This window comes from Corynebacterium sp. KPL4015 (genome assembly GCF_040225725.1).
Taxonomy (GTDB): Bacteria; Actinomycetota; Actinomycetes; order Mycobacteriales; family Mycobacteriaceae; genus Corynebacterium; species Corynebacterium rhinophilum.
On record NZ_JBEHGF010000001.1, the window covers coordinates 138,542 to 157,180 of the forward strand.

At 62.0% G+C, this 18,639-nt stretch carries 17 protein-coding genes and 1 tRNA gene; 7 read left to right on the plus strand and 11 right to left on the minus strand.

The window, feature by feature from the left end; genetic code table 11:
* Positions 1–42 precede the first annotated feature (42 nt).
* Genes dapC through ABRP64_RS00675 form a run of 5 tightly spaced genes read right to left on the minus strand, consistent with a single transcriptional unit; the run spans position 43 to position 4,368 of the window.
* Positions 43–1,131 carry a succinyldiaminopimelate transaminase gene (dapC, locus tag ABRP64_RS00655; protein ID WP_349865058.1) on the minus strand — a complete coding sequence of 363 codons (1,089 nt, stop codon included), beginning with the start codon at positions 1,129–1,131 and terminating at the stop codon, positions 43–45.
* Between the two features lie 3 nt (positions 1,132–1,134).
* Entirely contained in the window at positions 1,135–1,458 is a 324-nt protein-coding gene (fdxA, locus tag ABRP64_RS00660) for a ferredoxin (RefSeq protein ID WP_284769911.1), read from the minus strand.
* Positions 1,459–1,512: 54 nt separating this feature from the next.
* Complete coding sequence (locus ABRP64_RS00665; protein WP_349865060.1) at positions 1,513–1,890, minus strand: hypothetical protein; 378 nt, start codon at positions 1,888–1,890, stop codon at positions 1,513–1,515.
* Positions 1,890–2,759, minus strand: a complete 870-nt coding sequence (locus tag ABRP64_RS00670; RefSeq protein WP_349865062.1) for a PIG-L family deacetylase — start codon at positions 2,757–2,759, stop codon at positions 1,890–1,892. Before ABRP64_RS00670 ends, ABRP64_RS00665 begins: the two co-directional genes overlap by 1 nt.
* Positions 2,749–4,368 (minus strand): ABC transporter family substrate-binding protein, encoded by a 1,620-nt coding sequence (locus ABRP64_RS00675; RefSeq protein WP_349865064.1) that lies wholly within the window; start codon positions 4,366–4,368, stop codon positions 2,749–2,751. Before ABRP64_RS00675 ends, ABRP64_RS00670 begins: the two co-directional genes overlap by 11 nt.
* An 89-nt stretch (positions 4,369–4,457) precedes the next feature.
* On the opposite strand from ABRP64_RS00675, the gene ABRP64_RS00680 reads away from it, so the two are divergent.
* On the plus strand, positions 4,458–5,114 hold the full coding sequence (locus ABRP64_RS00680) for a GOLPH3/VPS74 family protein (protein ID WP_349865066.1): 657 nt from the start codon (positions 4,458–4,460) through the stop codon (positions 5,112–5,114).
* 11 nt (positions 5,115–5,125) lie between these two features.
* Here the strand turns inward: ABRP64_RS00680 and typA are convergent, their stop codons facing one another.
* Entirely contained in the window at positions 5,126–7,036 is a 1,911-nt protein-coding gene (gene typA / locus ABRP64_RS00685; RefSeq protein WP_284769917.1) for a translational GTPase TypA, read from the minus strand.
* A gap of 269 nt (positions 7,037–7,305) precedes the next feature.
* On the opposite strand from typA, the gene ABRP64_RS00690 reads away from it, so the two are divergent.
* Genes ABRP64_RS00690 through ABRP64_RS00700 form a run of 3 tightly spaced genes read left to right on the plus strand, consistent with a single transcriptional unit; the run spans position 7,306 to position 9,515 of the window.
* Complete coding sequence (locus tag ABRP64_RS00690; RefSeq protein WP_349865068.1) at positions 7,306–8,034, plus strand: Rv1157c family protein; 729 nt, start codon at positions 7,306–7,308, stop codon at positions 8,032–8,034.
* Positions 8,034–8,570, plus strand: a complete 537-nt coding sequence (locus ABRP64_RS00695) for a ribonuclease FAU-1 family protein (RefSeq protein ID WP_296090247.1) — start codon at positions 8,034–8,036, stop codon at positions 8,568–8,570. Before ABRP64_RS00690 ends, ABRP64_RS00695 begins: the two co-directional genes overlap by 1 nt.
* A gap of 3 nt (positions 8,571–8,573) precedes the next feature.
* Positions 8,574–9,515, plus strand: a complete 942-nt coding sequence (locus ABRP64_RS00700; protein WP_349865070.1) for a DUF808 domain-containing protein — start codon at positions 8,574–8,576, stop codon at positions 9,513–9,515.
* Between the two features lies 1 nt (position 9,516).
* Here the strand turns inward: ABRP64_RS00700 and zupT are convergent, their stop codons facing one another.
* Positions 9,517–10,314 (minus strand): zinc transporter ZupT, encoded by a 798-nt coding sequence (zupT, locus tag ABRP64_RS00705; protein ID WP_284850352.1) that lies wholly within the window; start codon positions 10,312–10,314, stop codon positions 9,517–9,519.
* A gap of 35 nt (positions 10,315–10,349) precedes the next feature.
* Positions 10,350–12,266 (minus strand): BCCT family transporter, encoded by a 1,917-nt coding sequence (locus ABRP64_RS00710; protein WP_502880496.1) that lies wholly within the window; start codon positions 12,264–12,266, stop codon positions 10,350–10,352.
* Positions 12,267–12,518: 252 nt separating this feature from the next.
* Here ABRP64_RS00710 and ABRP64_RS00715 point away from each other — a divergent pair, with 252 nt between their 5' ends.
* On the plus strand, positions 12,519–13,739 hold the full coding sequence (locus ABRP64_RS00715) for a hypothetical protein (RefSeq protein ID WP_349865071.1): 1,221 nt from the start codon (positions 12,519–12,521) through the stop codon (positions 13,737–13,739).
* A 15-nt stretch (positions 13,740–13,754) separates the two neighbouring features.
* Here the strand turns inward: ABRP64_RS00715 and selB are convergent, their stop codons facing one another.
* The 3 genes from selB to ABRP64_RS00730 form a co-directional block, all read right to left on the minus strand.
* Positions 13,755–15,539 (minus strand): selenocysteine-specific translation elongation factor, encoded by a 1,785-nt coding sequence (gene selB / locus ABRP64_RS00720; protein WP_349865073.1) that lies wholly within the window; start codon positions 15,537–15,539, stop codon positions 13,755–13,757.
* A complete protein-coding gene (selA, locus tag ABRP64_RS00725; protein WP_349838823.1) occupies positions 15,540–16,868 on the minus strand; it encodes an L-seryl-tRNA(Sec) selenium transferase in 1,329 nt (442 codons plus the stop codon).
* A 23-nt stretch (positions 16,869–16,891) separates the two neighbouring features.
* Positions 16,892–16,986 (minus strand) — tRNA-Sec (locus tag ABRP64_RS00730).
* A 76-nt stretch (positions 16,987–17,062) separates the two neighbouring features.
* Between ABRP64_RS00730 and selD the strand changes: the two genes are divergently transcribed.
* Together selD and ABRP64_RS00740 are read left to right on the plus strand one after the other, a co-directional pair.
* A complete protein-coding gene (selD, locus tag ABRP64_RS00735) occupies positions 17,063–18,052 on the plus strand; it encodes a selenide, water dikinase SelD (protein WP_349865075.1) in 990 nt (329 codons plus the stop codon).
* 1 nt (position 18,053) lies between these two features.
* Positions 18,054–18,635 carry a hypothetical protein gene (locus ABRP64_RS00740; protein ID WP_349865077.1) on the plus strand — a complete coding sequence of 194 codons (582 nt, stop codon included), beginning with the start codon at positions 18,054–18,056 and terminating at the stop codon, positions 18,633–18,635.
* Positions 18,636–18,639 lie beyond the last annotated feature (4 nt).

Sequence of the window (18,639 nt, forward strand, 5' to 3'; positions counted from 1 at the left end):
GAAATCCCCTCCCGGGCAGGCGGGCGAAACGCGCGAGGCGAGTTAGGCACTGGCGAGGCGTTGGACGGCGGCGCGCACCCGCTCGTCGGTACCGTTTAAGCCGATGCGCACGTGTTGTGCACCCGAGGGGCCGTAAAAATCGCCAGGTGCGGCCAGGATACCCAGGGAAGCCAACCAGTCGATGGTCTCGCGGCAGTCTTCGCCGCGGGTGGCCCAGAGGTACAGGCCGGCATCGGAGTGGTCGATGGTAAAGCCCGCCTTGATAAGCGCCTGCATCAATTCGGCGCGGCGCGCGGCGTAGCGCTGGCGCTGGAGGGCTTCGGTGCGGTCATCGTCAAGCGCGGCCACCATCGCCGCCTGAATCGGGCCTGGCACGATGAGCCCGGCGTGCTTGCGCAGCTCCAGGAGCTCCGCGATGAGATCGTTATCGCCGGCGAAGAATCCGGCGCGGTAGGAGGCCATATTCGCGGACTTGGACAGCGAATGCATGGCGATAAGGTCGGTATTATCGCCGTCGGTCACGCGCGGATCCAGGATGGATACCGGCGGGTTGTCGTCGTTCCAGCCCAAGCCCATGTAGCACTCGTCGGAGGCGATGATGGCACCCGTCGAGCGGGCCCAGGCCACGATGCGGCGCAGCTCCTCTACCCCAGCTACGCGGCCGGTGGGGTTGGACGGGGAATTGATGAATACCAGGGAGGCATCCTGAAAGTCGTCGTCAGCGCGCAGCGGAGTGGCCCCGGCGAGAAGGGCGCCGACCTCGTAGGTGGGATAGGCCACCGAGGGGAAGGCGACGGTCTCGCCGCGCATTCCCAACAGGGTGGGCAGCCACGCGATGGCCTCCTTCGTGCCCACTACGGGCAGGACGCGGTCCACGTCCATGCGGTACCGGCGGCGCAGGGCGGAGGCGATGGCTTCGCGCAGCTCAGGCGTGCCCTGTGTTTGCGGGTAGCCGGGGGCCTCGGCGGCAGAAGACAGCGCCAGCTGCACGCCGGGGGCGACCGGATCTACGGGGTTGCCCACCGAAAGGTCAACGATTCCATCTGGATGCGCCTGGGCCTTCTTTTTGGCGCCAGCCAGCGAGTTCCAGGGAAAATCCGGAAGCGATTGTCCTAGCGGTGTGCGGGCCATGATTTACTCCTGATTCTGTGGGGGCAGCGCGGCTACCATTGACGCATCGAAATCTTGCGGGCCGAGGGCTGCCGCTCCACCGGGAGAGCCCAAGTCATCGAAGAATGCTGCGTTGGCTTCGTTGTAATCGATCCACTCATCGGGAACGTCATCCTCGTAGAAGATGGCTTCTACCGGGCATGCGGGCTCGCAGGCGCCGCAGTCCACGCACTCATCTGGGTGGATGTAGAGCATGCGCTTGCCTTCGTAAATGCAATCGACGGGGCATTCCTCAACACAGCCGCGGTCCATTACATCAACGCAAGGTTGAGCGATTGTATAAGTCATGGAGAATCCTTGAATCTTCCTGATTTCATGGGTTTGGGGATGAAATATAGTATGTCACTTCTGCTTTAGGAAAGGCCAAACGCCGCCGCCGATTCCGGCCAAAAGCAGGAGCAAGCTGAGAATATTATTGCCCACGATGACATCACCGGTAATCGGAACCAGCAGCATAAGCGCGAAAAATCCCAGGCCCCAGACGATGGTGGGGATGGCCGCGATGTAAGTACGATCACTCCACAGCCGCGCGGTGCGGGTTAGCACCACATTGAAGGCAGCGGCGATGAGGATGGTGATGGGAAACGCGATGCTCGCGCCATTAGCCAGCGGAATCCGGGCGGTGAGGTAAATGACCTCCAGAAATAGCGATAGCAGGGAGCCGAGAGAAAGCCAGATAAGGCCGGTCACCTGCTCACCACGGCTAAAATCAGTGCGCATTACAGACCGCCTAAGAGCTCGCTTGCGGCCTCGCCCCGGCCGAGTTGGAAGTATTCGGCGCGCAGCAAGGGCATGAGCAATCTATTGGACAGGCAGTAGGCCCCGGGCACCGCGGCTGGGTCGTGGACAGCGGCGACGGCGGCCTCGGGGTTGGTGGCGGTGGTGCTGCCATCGGCCAGCCAGATTTGCGTGGCGTGGGCGCGCATGGCGGCGCGTTTGGCGTGGAGGGCGGCATCGTCAAGCGCGAAGGTCAGATCCGCACCGGCGGTGGTGAAATTATCCAGGTACGCGGCATCGGGTTTGCGCCAGCCCGCGGGCGCGTCGAGGGTCTCCAGGCCGGCGTAATTGGCGGCGCGGTCAAAAATCGCCCACCAAATGCGCGTGCTTGCCGATGCCGCCTTTTCCACCACCCTATGCACCGCAACGTGGTCCGGGTGGTTATAGCCGCCGTCTGGTCCATAGGTCAAGATGGCGTGTGGCTTGAGTACATCTAATTCCGCGCGGAGCAGATCTACCGCCTCATCCAAGCGATTGACCAGCGCTCGGGGGTTATCGTGAGACGGCGATCCCACCATGCCGGAATCGTGGAAGTGGCCGAATCCGCCCAGTTGGATGCCCTCCACTCCTAAAGCGGAGAGGGCGCAGGCCAATTCGCGGGCGCGGAAGCCACCGAGCTGATGGTACTCGGCCAGGCCTTGGTAAGGCGCACCGATGACCTCGCCGTCCTCGCCGAGGGTAAGGGTGATGACCGTGACCTGCGCACCGCGCGCGGCCAGGGTGGCGAGGGTGCCGCCGGTAAATAGCGTCTCATCATCAGGGTGCGCGTGCACTGCAACAACGCGGTAGCCCGCCAAGTCCTTAGTCCTCATCTATCCTCCATACTGGCGCTGTGACCAGCCCTTTATCCCAATCATCAATACTTTGGCCGGGGCCTACAATACCCTCCCCTAGCGCGTGCACACGCGTTTCATCTAAGAGCGGGACGTATAACACGTCCTGGGCATTGATCTCGCGGATTCGTCCCAGCGCGGTGGAAGGACTTATCTTTCCGGAGAGAATGTCCATGCGTGTTTCGGCGGCGTGGTCGGGGCAGAACCCGGAGAGGTCCCCGGCGAGCGGTTGGTCTTCGGCGCAAGTGAAGACATTCGCGGCCGACAGCGAGGTTAGGGTGATATCCTCCCAAGTCACCACCGCATCAACCTTGCCTTCAGGAAGCAGCTTAGTGGTAATGGTGGTGAGCCGGTCGGTGGTGACCTCAGCAGGGATGCCGTGGGCCTCGAGGACATCGTAAAGCGTATTTGCCGCAGCCAAAGCCGTGGGGCTGGTCGGATCGACGGCGAAGCGGATAGGCTTCTTGCTGGCGCGTTCGCGCAGGGCCGTCAGGTTTGCCTCCCCTGAGACCGGATTATGCCCGGCCTTCAGGTTGGACGCGCGGCCGGTGGCGAGCCGGGCGACCTGTTCGGTATCGATAAGCGAGGCCACCCCGCGCCGCGCGGCGGCGTCCTCCAAGGCGCCGTGCTCAGTGGACATGTGCAAGCGCAGCTGGCGCGGGCGGGTAACCGTCTTATCGCTCACATGTCCCAGCAGGCCGAGCGCTTCCTGCGAGGTCTGACCTGGGGTAAAGTCCGCGAACCCAATCTGGCCAGAGCGCAGCATATTGAGCGCCTGGGTACTATCGCGCACCTCGCGCAGCTGGACGACGTCGATATGAGCGGGATCGGCGCCCCAAAAGCGGTCATTGCGGTTGAGCGTGATGACCCCGCGGCTGCGGTCCACGCTATCGACCGAGAAGCGGCCGGCGGAGGCGGGGATGTCATTGGCCAGGACCGAATCAAAATCGGAATTTTGCAGCAGGTGCGAGGGAAGGAGCTGATTGAATAGCTGCTTCCAATCCTTAACCCGCTCTGCAAAATCTACCGTGACCACGCGCCCGCCATCGGATGTGGTCACCGCGGAAATGGCGCGGTAGCCCGCAGGGTCTTTAACGCCTGCGGTCGTGGTCATTTTCTTCCACAAGTAGCTGAAATCCGCGCCGGAAATCGGGGTGCCATCGGACCACTGCGCGGGAGAGGCAATAACGTAGCGCACTCGCTGGGCCACGCCCTCCGGCGCGGTGACCTCCGCGGCAGATTCCAGGACGTCCGTATCCATGCGTCCCCAGTGGAACGTTGAGGGCAAGACTAGCTCCGCAATCTGATCCACGAGCTCGGAGTTATTGGCCACCAGGTGCGGGTTGAGGCCGGCGCGCAGCGGATCGACACCGATGGAAATGGTGGGCCGCGACTTATCTTCCTCCGCGCGCGGCGGCTCATCGTCCGTCGCGGTCGTCGTTGATGCCGTTTCCTGGGCGGTAGATTCCTGGTCGTCCGAGTCTTCTACCACCGGCGGAGGGCCAGGATTGGCCGAACACCCGCTGACAAACGCGAGGCCGATGGCGGCAGTGGCAGCAAGTGCACGGGCCTTGAGACTATTTTTCATCGCAGACTACTTTAGTACCTTCTTCCCGCCACACGAAGATTCTGCGCGCTAAACTCGTACGAAATCACCATTGAAGGGATGTCCCCACCATGCTTATCTGCCAAGAAATGTTCCTCCTGCTTACCAAGGACAACGGTAAAAAGGAGGTGCTATCCAATAACGAGACCGCCCTGCGCGCCGGCCTTTTTAGCGATTTGCTCCTGTGCGAAGCAGTTGCCATAACTGCAAAGAATAAGGTGCACGCCACGGACAAAAAGCCAGAGCACCCGGTGCTTTCTTGGGCATGGGATAGCCTGCACGAGCACCGGACCAGCTCGGTCAAGACACTGCTGCAGGCGGGGTGGTTCTCCCCGCGCGAGAAGATTGCCCAGGATTTTCAGGACCGCGGCCAATTGGAGATTGAGGATGCCGCGTGGTGGCAGCTGGGCGGCGAGCGTTACATCATGACGGACACGGCGCTAGAAAATGAAGTGCGCGAGAGGCTCGCGGCGGTGCTTGACGGCACCCAAGCCCCTAGCGCCAAAGACGTGCTTATCTTGGATATTCTCCGCGAGATTAAAGGGGCCTATCCCCTGCTCAAGGAGGATGCGCCCGAAATGAAACGCCGGGAGATGCGCAAACGCATCAAAGAATTAAAGCAACAGGTGGAATACGACGATGCCGCCGCCTCTGCGGTAAAAACCATACTGCAGGAGACGACGGCGATTATCGCGGCGGCTGCGGCATCAACCGCAGCCACCACTTAGATCGAGGCGGATTACTTCTTCATCTGCTTAGCGCGGGAAGCGGCGCGCTTGCGGTCGGTGGCGGAAAGCTCCAGCTTGCGCACGCGCAGCACATCTGGGGCTACCTCGACGCACTCGTCGTTGCCACAGAATTCCAGTGCCTCTTCCAGCGAGAGCGTGTGGGCCTTGGCCAGGGTGACCGTGGCGTCTGCGGTGGCAGAGCGCATATTGGTCAGCTTCTTTTCCTTGGTGATGTTGATGTCAATATCCTCATCGCGGTTATTGGCACCCACGACCATGCCTTCGTAGGCCTCGGCGCCTGGCTCGACGAAGAAGTTGCCGCGGTCAGCCAGCTGCATCAGTGCGTACTGGGTGATCTGGCCAGTGCGGTCAGCTACCAAGGAGCCGGTGGCGCGGGACTTAATCTCGCCGGCCCAGACATCGATGCCATCGGAGATGGAGTTGGCGATGCCGGCACCGCGGGTCTCGGTCATGAACTGGGTACGGAAACCGATGAGGCCACGGGCGGGAACGCGGAAGATCATGCGCACCCAGTCGCCCTCGCGCACGTCCATGGACTGCATCTGGCCCTTGCGGGAAGCCAGCAGCTGGGTGATGGCACCCTGGTGCTCCGACGGGGAGTCGATGGTGAGGATCTCATAGGGCTCATAGGTCTTGCCATCGATCTGCTGGGTAACTACCTGCGGCTTACCGATGGTCAGCTCGAAGCCCTCGCGGCGCATGGACTCGATAAGCACGGACAGAGCCATCTCGCCGCGGCCCTGGACCTCCCAGGTATCTGGGCGCTCCGTGGGCAGCACGCGCAGGGAGACGTTACCGATAAGCTCCTGCTCCAAGCGGGCCTTGACCATGCGGGCGGTCAGCTTGGTGCCGCCGCCGCGGCCTGCCATCGGCGAGGTGTTCACACCGATGGTCATGGAGATGGCCGGCTCATCAACGGTGATGCGCGGCAGGGCCTCTGGGTTTTCCGGATCGGCGATGGTGTCACCAATCATGACATCGGAAATACCAGAGATGGCGACGATATCGCCGGCGATGGCCTCTTCGGCCGGCTGACGCTCGAAGCCGACCGTGCGCAGCAGCTCGGCAACCTTGACGGTCTTGGTGTGTTGGTTGCCCTCATCGTCGTAGTGAATCCAGGCCACCTGCTGGCCCTTCTTGATGCGGCCGGCGTAGATGCGCAGCAGCGCAATACGGCCGAGGAAGTCAGAGGCGTCAAGGTTGGTGACGTGCGCCTGCAGTGGGGCATCGACGGTAGCGGAGGGCTCGGGCAGGACGTTGTAGATGACATCGAAAAGCGCCTGCAGGTCCTCGCTATCGGGAACGTTGCCATCGCCCGGGTTCTCGGTGGAGGCAACGCCGGCGCGGCCGGAGGCGTACAGAACCGGGAGATCGAGCAACTCTTCAGCTGCTGCTGCGGCTTCCTCATCCTCGAGGCCAGCGGCGATTTCTAGCAGCAGGTCTTGGGACTCGGTGACAACCTCGTCGATGCGGGCATCGGGGCGGTCGGTCTTGTTCACACAGACGATGACCGGCAGCTTGGCCTCTAGCGCCTTGGTCAGGACGAAGCGGGTCTGTGGGAGGGGGCCCTCAGAGGCATCGACAAGCAGCACGACGCCGTCCACCATGGAAATGCCGCGCTCCACCTCGCCGCCGAAGTCGGCGTGGCCCGGGGTGTCGATGACGTTAATGATGAGGTCTGCGCCGTCTTTGCCCAGACCCTGGCGGCGGATGGCCGTGTTCTTGGCCAAAATGGTAATGCCGCGCTCGCGCTCCTGATCGTTGGAGTCCATGACGCGGTCCGTGTGCTCACCGTGTTCGCCAAAAGCACCGGACTGCTCCAGCATGCCGTTGACCAACGTGGTCTTGCCATGGTCAACGTGCGCGACAATGGCAACATTACGGAACTCGGTATTACTCACTAGTTGGGTTCTCCTTCGGAGGATCTACAAGCGCTGGTGCGCGAGAAATGTTCTTGAACGACGTCCTACGATACCCCCTAACAGGGCATAGTGCAGCATTGGGGAGCCAAGACGCGACCTATGCCACCCCGTAACGTCTCGCGTGCCTGAAACGACCTAGTACTTGACACTTCCCAGCGGATAACTATCGTTACTAGAGTTATTACTGTTACTGCTGCGACCAATGGGGCTATACTACTTTCCCCGCGAGACAATAAGGACCTGATACCGTGAGCCACGCCCAAACTTCTTGGCGCCTAAGCGGCCGCACCGGCTACATCGCCGCTGCCACCGCTGCGCTTATTGGCCTCGCCTCTCCCCTGGTAGCGCCCGCACAGGCCTTCGCCCCAGATCTTTCCTCACTGGCACAGCAGCACATGCCCGCCAGCCCCTTGGATGAGCTCGGCCGCCCTACCCCTGAAACCCAGGACCGCGTGCGCGCCTTTGCTGCGCAGCCGTGGATCCCCGAAGACGCCCGCAATACGATCTTGTCCGCCTTGGACTTCTTCGCCGGCACCGGCGACGGTGGTGGCGGTGTCCCCATGCCGCAGGGCGATAACCCGTACTTCCGGCAGTTTTATTGGCCCACCGTCTCCGCGAACTGCATCGGCGGCACCAACGCCGCCACCGGCTCTGGCATCGCGGTACCTGGCCCTACAGAAATTCCCGCCCCCGGCGCCGGCGAGGGCGAAACCGTCTTCCTCTTTACCGCCTTGGGCACCCCACCGGCAGCACCGGACCAAGGAGGCATGAACGTGCAGTGGTTTAATATCAATACCCTACAAAGCGGCATTACCCCGCTGCACAATAACGGCATCAACCAGGATGGGCCCACAACGCTGTCTGGCACGGCCCACACAGGCAAGGGCCTGGTCGTTGCCCTGGTCTCCGGTTCCGTTAATACCACCGAGGCGCGGTGCGATTTCGTCCCCACCGCCGCCTTCCTAGAGGTGAAGTAATGGCCGTTGATCTCCACCCAGTCAAGCAGGAGACCTTTAATACTGCGGCCTTCACCAATACCGATCCCAAGGGCTACCTGCGCCAAGTCGATACCTACACCGAAACCGAGTTTGGCCTGTATATGGCACGCGGTGCCGATCACCCGCGTTTTGGCTACCTCGAATCGTGGCTGCTGCCAAGCCTTAACCTGCGCGCGAATATCTTCCACTTCCGCCCCGGCGTCGAGGTTAAGCAGGACTTTTATATCGACGTCGCCGAAATCCAGCGCCAAGGCAATGAGTGGACCACCCGCGATCTCTACGTCGACTTGGTCACCACCACCGGCGAACCCATTACTGTCCTCGACATCGACGAGCTCTCCGCAGCGACGTCCGCTGGCCTCATTTCCGCCGAGGACGCCGAACTCGCCATCGACACCACTCTAAACGCGGTCGAGGGAATTACCCGCCACGGCGACGATGCAATGGCCTGGCTTGCCCACCACGGCATAGACTTGTCTTGGTCAGAAAACGTAACTTTAGCCCCCGAAGGATAAGCCATGGCCGGTGGCCTTTTTGCCCTGCTTGACGATGTCGCCTTAATAGCCCGCGCCGCCGCCTCCAGCGTCGACGATGTGGCCGCCTTAGGCGGCAAGACATCTATGAAGTCTCTCGGCGTCGTCGTCGATGATGCCGCAGTGACTCCACAATACGTCGAGGGCATAAAACCGCAGCGCGAGCTGCCGATGATCTGGCGTATCACCAAGGGTTCGCTCATCAACAAGCTCGTCATCATCTTGCCGATTGCGATGATCCTGTCTTGGATTGCGCCGTGGGCGCTCACGCCCATCTTGATGTGCGGCGGTACCTATTTATGCTTCGAAGGCGCGGAAAAAATCCTCTCCTTCTTCCACTCCTCCCCTAGCGAGGCCACCGATGCCGTCCAGAACAAGGGCCCAGAGGCCGAAGATAGCCTGGTGAAATCCGCCATCACCACCGACCTCATCCTGTCTGCTGAGATCATGGTGATTTCCTTAAATGAGGTCATCGATCAACCCTTCTGGCTGCGCCTCGGCGCGCTCATCGCCGTCGGTATCATCTTGACCCTAGGCGTCTACGGCGCCGTGGGATTGCTGGTCAAGATGGATGACATTGGCCTGGCCTTAACCCGGCGCCGCGATGGCAATTCCCTGCTAGGCAATACCTTGGTCAAGGGCATGCCCATCGTGTTGGACATCATCGGCATCATCGGTACAGCCGCCATGTTGTGGGTAGGCGGACATATCGTCACCTCGGGCCTCCACGAATTCGGAGTAGACCAGCCGCACGGGTTTATCGAGGCTGCCACTGAACATATCCACAATGGCGCGCTGAGCTGGCTGGCCGAAACCGGCCTGTCCATGGTGTGCGGGCTCATCCTCGGACTTGTCATCGCCAGCATCGTCATGGCCGTCAAAGCCTCGACCGGCTCACCGTCTGCCACCTCGGCAGCGCAGCACTAATTTACATAAACAGCATGAGCGATACCGCCATAATGGCCATACCGGCGATAAGGCCGTAGATGGCGTAGTGGTGTTCACCAGTTTCTTCCGCGGTGGGAAGCAGCTCATCGAGAGAGATAAACACCATGATGCCGGCCACGGCAGCAAAGCTAATGCCCATGGTGGCCGGCCCCAATACCGGTAAGAGCAGACCAAAGCCGATGAGTGCGCCCAGCGGTTCAGCCAGCCCGGAAAGCGTAGCCCACCAAAAGGCCTTCTTGCGCGAGCCGGTCGCCTCCCGCAGCGGCACCGCGACGGCGATGCCTTCCGGGATATTATGGATGGCAATCGCCACTGCCACCGGAACAGCAATCTCCTTAGACTCCAGGCCGGCTAAGAAGGTGGCAAAGCCCTCCGGGAAATTGTGCAAGCCCAGCGCTACCGCGGTAAATACGCCCGTCTTCATCAACCTGCCGCGCCGGGCATCTTCTTCCGTCGTGCCCGGTTCGTGCGGGTTGATCTCTTCTGGCACTATCCGGTCAATAATCGCGATGACCGCAACGCCAGCGAAGAAGGCTCCTACCGCGGCCCAGGTGCCGGGTTTTTCGCCGCCGAGGGCATCGCTAAGTTGCGCTATGCCCTCCGGCAGGATTTCCATGAAGGAGACATAGAGCATCACACCCGCCGAAAGCCCCAGGGCCGCGGCCATAAACGCGGGCCCTGGCTGGCGCTTTCCCACCGCCAATGCCCCGCCGATGGAGGTGGACAGGCCCGAGAGCAGGACCAGTCCAAAGGCGAAGGCGAACGTGGACAAGGTCATAGTCTGTGACTGTACCTGACAATAATTATCAAGCCTTAATGGGAAGGCGGGGTCTGTGCATCGTCTTCGCCGGAGCCGGATACGAACTCGCCATCGGCCACCGAAGGATCATCTTCCACGTAGCGGCCAGCTTCGTAGTCATAACCAATGGCATATCCTTCCTCATCAGTGCGCGCGTACCACTCCGTGACCTCTGCGGCGGTGGAATCAAACTCGCCGCCGGTGGCGTAATCGGAATCTCCCGTTGTGGGCTCGATAGACAGGGCAAAATTATCGCCGTAATCACGCACGCCGTGGATGACAGCATTGGAGACGGCCTGGTGCTCGTAATAGTGGCGGATCGAGGCCGGATCATGGCGCAGTTCTCTAATGAGGGCAATGCACATCAGCACGATGATGACGGCAAAAGGAAGCGCCGTAATGGTGATGAGGTTTTGCAGGCCTTGCAGCGCGTTTTTGCCGCCGGACATGAGAATGACCACGGCGATGCCCGCCATACAGAGCACCCAAAAGACAGTGACAGTGGGTTTCGGCTGCGGGTTGCCGCGCTGGGTGAGCTGGGAATTGACCAGCGAGGCCGAGTCCGCGGTGGTGATGAAAAATACCACTAGCATGACGATGACCAGCGGGGCCATCCAATTGGATCCGGGGAAATGGTCCAAGACGTTGAAGAAGATGTCTTCGGCCGCCGGCATGGAATCGATGGTGCCATCGGGGGCGATATCGCCATCGCGGCGCTGCAGCCAAATGGTGGTGCCGCCCAAGATGGTGAATGCGGCGATGATGATGGCAGAAGGAATAAACAGCACGCCAAGGACGAATTGGCGGATGGTGCGACCTCGGGAAATCTTGGCCACGAATACGCCAACGAACGGCGACCAGGATACCCACCACGCCCAGTAGAACGTGGTCCACGAGGATAGGAAGGAGACCATATCTTCGCCCTCGCCCATGTTGGCGGACAACATTTCGGGAGTGTTGTCGAGGTACTCAATAATGACCGCGGGCATCATATTGGCCAGGAGAGCAGTCGGTCCGATGACGAAGAAGAAGATCGCGATACCCAGCGCCAATGCCAGGTTGATATTGGATAGCCACCGCACGCCCTTAGCCACACCAGACACGGCGGAAAAGATGGTGCCGATGGACAGCACGACAATGATGACCAAGGCTGCGGTATTGCCAGTGGTAGACCAACCGCTGACGATTTCCACTCCGCGGCCGATCTGTAGCGCGCCAATTCCCAAAGTCGCCGCAGTGCCAAAGAGCGTGGCGATGATCGCCAGGCCATCGATAATGCGCGCCGGTGCGGAATCGGTGGAGCGGTTGCCAAAAAGCGGCATCAAGATGGAGCTCATGAGGGGTACGCGACCGCGGCGGAAGGACACATAGGCCACGCACAGCCCGACGATGGCGTAGATGGCCCACGCGTTAAGGCCCCAGTGCATGGCCGATTGGGCGAGCGCGCCGAGCACCGCTTCATCGCTGGCGGCTTCATAGGCGCCTGGGCGCGGTGAGAGATAATGAGTGAGCGGTTCGTAGGGTCCGAAGAAGATAAGCCCGATGCCGATGCCCGCACCAAAGAGCATGGCGGCCCAGCTAATCGTGGAAAACTCCGGCTTTTCACCATCCACGCCGAGTGGGATTTTCCCGTATTTGGAAAAGGCGAGGATCAACAGCAGGAACATCAGGAAGGTGGCCAGTGCAGTAAAGATCCAGCCTAGGTTGCGCATGACCCAATCCAGGGCGGTGGAGGAGGTATTAAAAACCTGTTCGGGAGCGAGCACGCCCCATATTACGAAGGCGATAACGAGTCCACCGACGACGCCCAGGATGGTCTTATCCACGCTGTATTTAACCTTCTGGTCCTCAATGGACACGCCAGGAACCAAGGCAGGGTGAATATTGTGCGGGTAGATGATGTCGTGCAGTATGCGTTGTGCGCCGCGCACGCGCTTTTGACTTTCTTCCGTATTATTAACGTTCTCCAGCCCACTGGTGGTTCCGTTATCGGGCCGAGGCGATGAATTAGATGACAAAGCCCTACTCCTATTTCATTATTCACTATTCAACTTGTGGGAATTATTAACACGTTAACGAACAATGCCGAAAACCACCGGCTAAGCAATGTTTTACCCCCACATGCGTAAAATGAAACCCGTACGTTACGCCCCGCTTTGAAGCTTTGGAGTTACTGTCTTCCTATGGTGCCTTACCCGCTTGCTACCAGCTACTTCGGCGTCGAACACGTCGCTATATTGGAACATGTTATCTCCGGCACGGTGCTCAGCATCCCCGGTATGGGTAGTCAGCCCGCGCTTATCGATGTCTCTCTAGAGCCCGATACCTACTCCAACGGCTGGCGGGTGCGTTCGGAGTTTGGCTTCATCGGGTTTCTCGATGAGGTAGAGGCAGCCGAATACCCGGACCTGCACCGGTTGAAGGCATCGCAAGCCACCCCGCAGACAGTAGCCACGGTCGGCATTGTTGACGGCGAACTCGAGGTTGCCGTCTCCCTCGGGCTGTGGCCGTGGATGGTGCCGGTCAATGACCAGCCGGCCGAATCGGCGTTGCTCGCCGGCGGCCACGGTGCAGTCGTTGATACTGCGGCGGGCGACCTGACCGAGTCGCAGCTATCTCACTTTGAAACGCAGCAGTTCTTTGTCACACTCAAAGTCATCGATGATGCCGTCGTGGCCGCCTGCGGCGATACTGTGCTCGGCCCGTGCGGCGCGTTGAGCCAGTTGCCTGGCCTGCGCACCGCGTATGCGGCGGCGCAAGAAGCCGGTACCACGATGGCCGCCCGTGCGTATAGCGCCGGTGGGATGATCGCGGTCGATATCCCCGCAGCGGATTCCCCAGATAGCGAATTATTCTCCCCGGCGGTGCCACCCCTGCGGGTGCCGTCTGGCCGCACCGCGCTTCCTGGTGCCACTACGTCCCACCGGGCCACCCCAGCTCCGCCCGAGGAGTGGGAGTTCGCGCTGGAGTCCGCTGACATCGCCGGCGATCTTCCCACAGGCACGCGGCGCCCGGTCAGTCCCAATACCGACGCGGCCACGGCAACCACAGGTTCTGCAGAAGCCCCGCCCGCGACGCCCAGCGCTACCTCGGAGAACGGCGCTGCCGCAGAGGACAGTGCTGCCCCAGAGGACGGCGCCACGGTAGGCATAGACAAAGAAGAAAAGGCATCTCCCACCCCGCCGGCGCCTCGTGCTCGCGACAACGATGAGGCCGCAGCACCACCCGCTAGCAGTGGCTTGGCCGACTTGGTCTCATCCATGCCGGGCTCACAAAACCTGAGCTGGCGCGCACTTCCCGTCGCGGAGGAACCGGGCCGCTTTTCTTCCGAATCCGCCCGCGTGCGTGCCCGGCGCGTGGCGCGCGAGCAGTCCCGCCCGCGCGGCGGAAATCACCGCAAATAGATCGGACACGTTTGCTTAGCGCAGTGTGCGCTTGCCGCCTTCGCCGCGGCGGGTAATGCCGTGGGCATCGAGGTATTCCAGCAGCGGGATGGCCACCCGGCGGGTGGTCCCTAGCGCTTGGCGGGCGGCGGACAGGGTGAAGGGCTGCTCGAGTTGTGAGAGGTGCTCCCGTGCCTTGCCCGGCGCGTCCGGTAAGAGGATGATCCCGTCTTTCAGGCGTAATAGGCGCCCGGCCCGCTCGGCGGCGGCCAGTTCTTTCTCGCTCAGTCCCAGCTCTTTAAGATCGTATGCCTCCGGTGCGGCAAAGGGTTCAGTTTCTAACCTGCGCTCCAATTTAGCCACGCCAGGCTCGGCGGCGCCAAGATCCACGGTGTGGCCCGGCAGGCGGATAAGGCCTTCGGATTCTTCCGCGTGGGCAGCGGCCACCGCTAGGCGCAGCAGCCCCTCTTCCTTAAGTCCCAAGGCATCGAGTGCCGCCTTGCGCGGCATGCCCGGTGCGAGCGGATTGGCCGCGGCGTGCTCCTGCAGCGCGGTAGTCAGCGCTTCTTTCCAGCGCGTTACCTGGCGGGCGGCAATCCACCACTGTTGAAAGTTAATGATGCCCGACGGCGTGGCATCGGTGTCATAACCATCGAGTTCCAGGTCCGCGCGCCGGGCATAGCCCACACGCTGCAGGTAGGAGGAAGGATTGCGGAAAGAGGTGTGCTCCGCCAATGCCTCGGCACGCTTGCGGGCGGCACCGCGGCGATATAGCTCCGGCGGGCGCACGTCGATGACCTCCACGCCGGCGCTGACATGGCGGCCACCGGGGCTGCGGACGACAAGGCGATCCAGGATGACCAGCGGCATAGCGCGCGATAGGCGCAGGCGGGCAAAATCCGCTGATAGCGGCCGCAGGTGCGCTTCTACTCCGGCGGTACCGCAGTGGACCACGAGGTTATCGGGCAGTTCATCAAGTGCGGTGCCAAAGGTGCGGTGGACGTCTACGGTATCGATAGCGCGCCACGCACCTGGGCTAAGCAGCAGGTCACCGCGGTGGATATCGGCGGCATCAACCCCGCGCAGGTTAACTGCGGCACGTGTTACGGGGCCCAAGGATTCCTGCGCGGTATTTTCGCTGTGCAAGCCGCGGATCTCCACGCGGTTGTCCCCTGCCGCGGTGGAAAGCACCAAGGTATCGCCGGTGCGCAGCGTGCCAGCACTCAGCGTCCCGGTCACCACGGTTCCCGCGCCCTTGACGCTAAAGGCGCGGTCGATCCACAGGCGCACCGGGGCGTCTGTGTCGGGTGCGGGCACTTGGGCCACCAGTTCATCCAGCGCCGCGCCCAGTTCCGCCAGGCCTTCGCCGGTGTGGGAGGAGACGGGGATAATGGGGGCATCGGCAAGCGGCGTGGCAGAAAACTGCGTGCGCACTTGAGCGGCGACCTCCGCGCGGCGCTTTTCATCGGCGCGGTCGCTGCGGGTCAGGGCGATAATCCCGTGCTCGATACCCAGCGCGTGCAGCGCATCGCGGTGGTCGGTGGATTGGGCCTGCCAGCCCTCGTCCGCGGCAACCACGAAGAGCACCACGGAGGCCGGGCCTACACCGGCGAGCATATTGCCAAAGAACTTTTCGTGGCCGGGGACATCGACAAACGCCACGTCCGCACCAGAGGGCAGCGCCGTCCACACAAAGCCCAGGTCAATAGTGAGCCCGCGGCGCTTTTCTTCGGCCCACCTATCCGGATCCATATCCGTTAAGGCGCGCACCAGGCTGGATTTGCCGTGATCCACGTGGCCGGCGGTCGCGATAACGTACATCTACATCACCGCCCGGATGGCCGCGATGAGAACCTCATCCTGGGTCTCGGGCACGCAGCGCACGTCGATGAGGCAGCGGCCCTGGTGCTGGCGCGCCACCACCGGCGGGGTGTGCTGGCGCAGCTTTGGTGCCAGTTCCTCCGGCAGGGATACCGCAACGCCGGGCAGCGGGTACTCGGGGGCTCCTCCCCCGCCCACGCGGCCTGCGTGGTCGACAACCTCGCCGCCCACCGCCGCGGCGATGGCCTCGGTGCGCGCGCGGTGGCACGCCGGGTCAAGGTGGAGCGCCTGCTGCACCGCATTGGCAGGCGTTGTGATCGCTGCTTCCAAGGCATTGAGCCGCAGCTTATCGATGCGCACCGCCCGCGCCAACGGGTGCTTCTTCACCGCCGCAATCGCGCCCTTAGTGCCCAACAGGATCCCGGCCTGCGGCCCGCCCAACAGCTTATCGCCCGAGGCGATGACAATATCCGCCCCGGCCTTGAGCTGCGCGTGAATATCGGGCTCGTCTGGCAGGACCGGATCATGGGTGAGCAAGCCTGAGCCGAGATCCACGATAAGGTTCGTGTCTTGTTTCTTCGCCAGCTGCGCCAACTCGCCCACGCCCACAGAGGAGCTAAAACCTTCAATCCGAAAATTGGACGGGTGCACCTTCAAAATCGCGCCGGTCTCCTCCCCCAGCGCGCGTTCATAATCGTTAAGGTGCGTCCGGTTGGTCGCGCCTACCTCCCGCAGGCGCGTCGCGGTGGATTCAATCAGCTCCGGTAGGCGGAACCCCGCGCCGATTTCAATGAGCTCGCCGCGCGAGATGATGATCTCCTTGCCCGGGGCCAACGCGGCCGTGGCCAGCAATAGGGCCGCCGCACCGTTATTGACCACCAGTGCATCCTCCGCGCCGGGGCAGGCCGCCAATAGGGCCTGGGTGGCACCGGCGCCGCGCCGGGACGAGCGCCGCCCGGTGTCTAAGTCCATTTCCACGTCGGTATATCCGGCCGCGTCCTGCAGCGCGGCTATCGCAGCCTCTGGCAGCGGGGCGCGGCCCAAGTTTGTATGGATGATGACGCCGGTGGCGTTGATGACCGGCTGCAAGGAATGGGTGCTGTGGTCAGCCAGCCTTCGCGCTATTTCTTCTTCTACGCCGGTAACGGGCACCTCCCCGCGCCGGGCGGCGGACAGCACTCCTTTAATCGTTGCGCGGACGGCGTGTTCTGCGATTATCTCCCGCGCGCTTTCTACTGCGGGGAGCCGCAAAAGCTCATCCATGCGGGGTAAATTCCGGCGGGGATCACGGGCATTATTCGCGGGGCGACCAGCGTGATGGCTCGGCACTCGTTTTCCTCCTTGCGCGCGTATGGCGGAGACGGACAGGAATCGAACCTGCCAGACCGAGATGCTCGGCCTCACCGGTTTTGAAGACCGGGGCGCCCACCAGGACACGTACGCCTCCGCCTGGCTACTTTACAGATCCCCCGCGCAGCCCACCGCCGCCGCCCCACCACTTTCCGGCGGGTAAAATGACCAGCATGACCGAGCAGATTAATTTAACCTCTTTCGCCGCCGGTGGCGGCTGCGCCTGCAAGATTCCCGCCGGGGAATTGGAATCGGCGGTAGAAGGGCTCATCGGTAAGGCCGATCCCAATGTCCTGGTCGGCCTCGACGATGGCGATGATGCTGCAGCAGTCAAGATCGACAACGGCCTCGCCGTGATTTCCACCGCGGACTTTTTCACCCCCATGGTCAATGATCCCTATACCTGGGGCCAGATCGCCGCAGCCAATGCGCTATCCGATGTCTACGCTATGGGTGGCACCCCCATTACCGCCATCAACCTCGTGGGCTGGCCCAATGAAAAGCTTGGGTTGGACGTCCTGCGCGAGGTGCTGCGCGGCGGCATGGATAAAGCCACCGAGGCGGGCATTTCCATTACCGGCGGCCACTCTATTACCGCCCCAGAGCCGCTGTACGGCATGGCGGCGACGGGCATCGGCGATCCCGAAAAACTCATGCGCAACGATGCCGCGGAGGCCGGCCTGCCCATTACGCTGACCAAGCCCATCGGCGTGGGCATTTTGAATAATAAGCACAAGGCCACCGGCGAGGTATCCCAAGCAGCCATCGATTCCATGACCGCGCTCAACCGCCAGGCCGCCCAGGATGCGGTTGCCGCCGGTGCGCGCGCGGCCACCGATGTCACTGGCTTCGGGTTACTGGGCCACCTGTACAAGATGTGCCGCGCCTCCGGGGTGTCGGCCGAGCTGGACCTTTCCGCCGTGCCCACCGTGGACGGCGCCACCGATGCCCTCGCGGAAGGCTTTATCCCGGGCGGCTCCCGCCGCAACCTGGATTGGGTGCGCCCACACCTGCAGCCCTCCTCCCTTACGGAAGAAGAGCTAGTGCTGCTTGCCGATGCCCAAACTTCCGGCGGCCTCCTCATCATCGGCGAGGTCCCAGGCTACCCGGTCATCGGTCGCACTAACCCGCTTTCTAACGATGCCAACATCACCATTTCCTAAGATGAATCACCGCATTTTTAGCCTTCCCCTTGCCACCCTCGCCCTCGGCGCGGGCCTTGTCGCCTGCGCCGACGAGAGTACCAACCGCAGCTGCTCGCCCATCGAATTATCGGAACTGCGCACTTCCCTGCCAGACACCCTCATCGGCGCTAACCAGGATCCCGATTCCACCAGCGATGAGAATGACTCCTTCTCCGTGCTCTACGGCGGCGACTCGCCGGAGAAGGTTAGCGTACTGGGCACGAAATACGAGTCCGATAACGAGGCCGTATGCCCCGATGACCCAGATGCGGCGGCAGAGCGCTACTTGGAACTGGTCAATGAGGACATCGATAAGCAAAATGCCGCCCAAGGCCGCGCGGGAAATGAGTACAAACCATTCGATTTCACCGCAGCGGACCGGCATTTTTATTGCTCGGCCTGGGCGGTCGAGGATGCCATCTCGACCACCTGCGTGACCACGGTCCATGACGCGGCGGTCAACTACTATCTCCACCGCGATTCCGAGTCCTTAGAGGCGGAGCAATCGCGCATGCAGGAGATCGGCGAAGAGCTCGCCGATTCCTTTGCCAACCTCGACTAAGCCT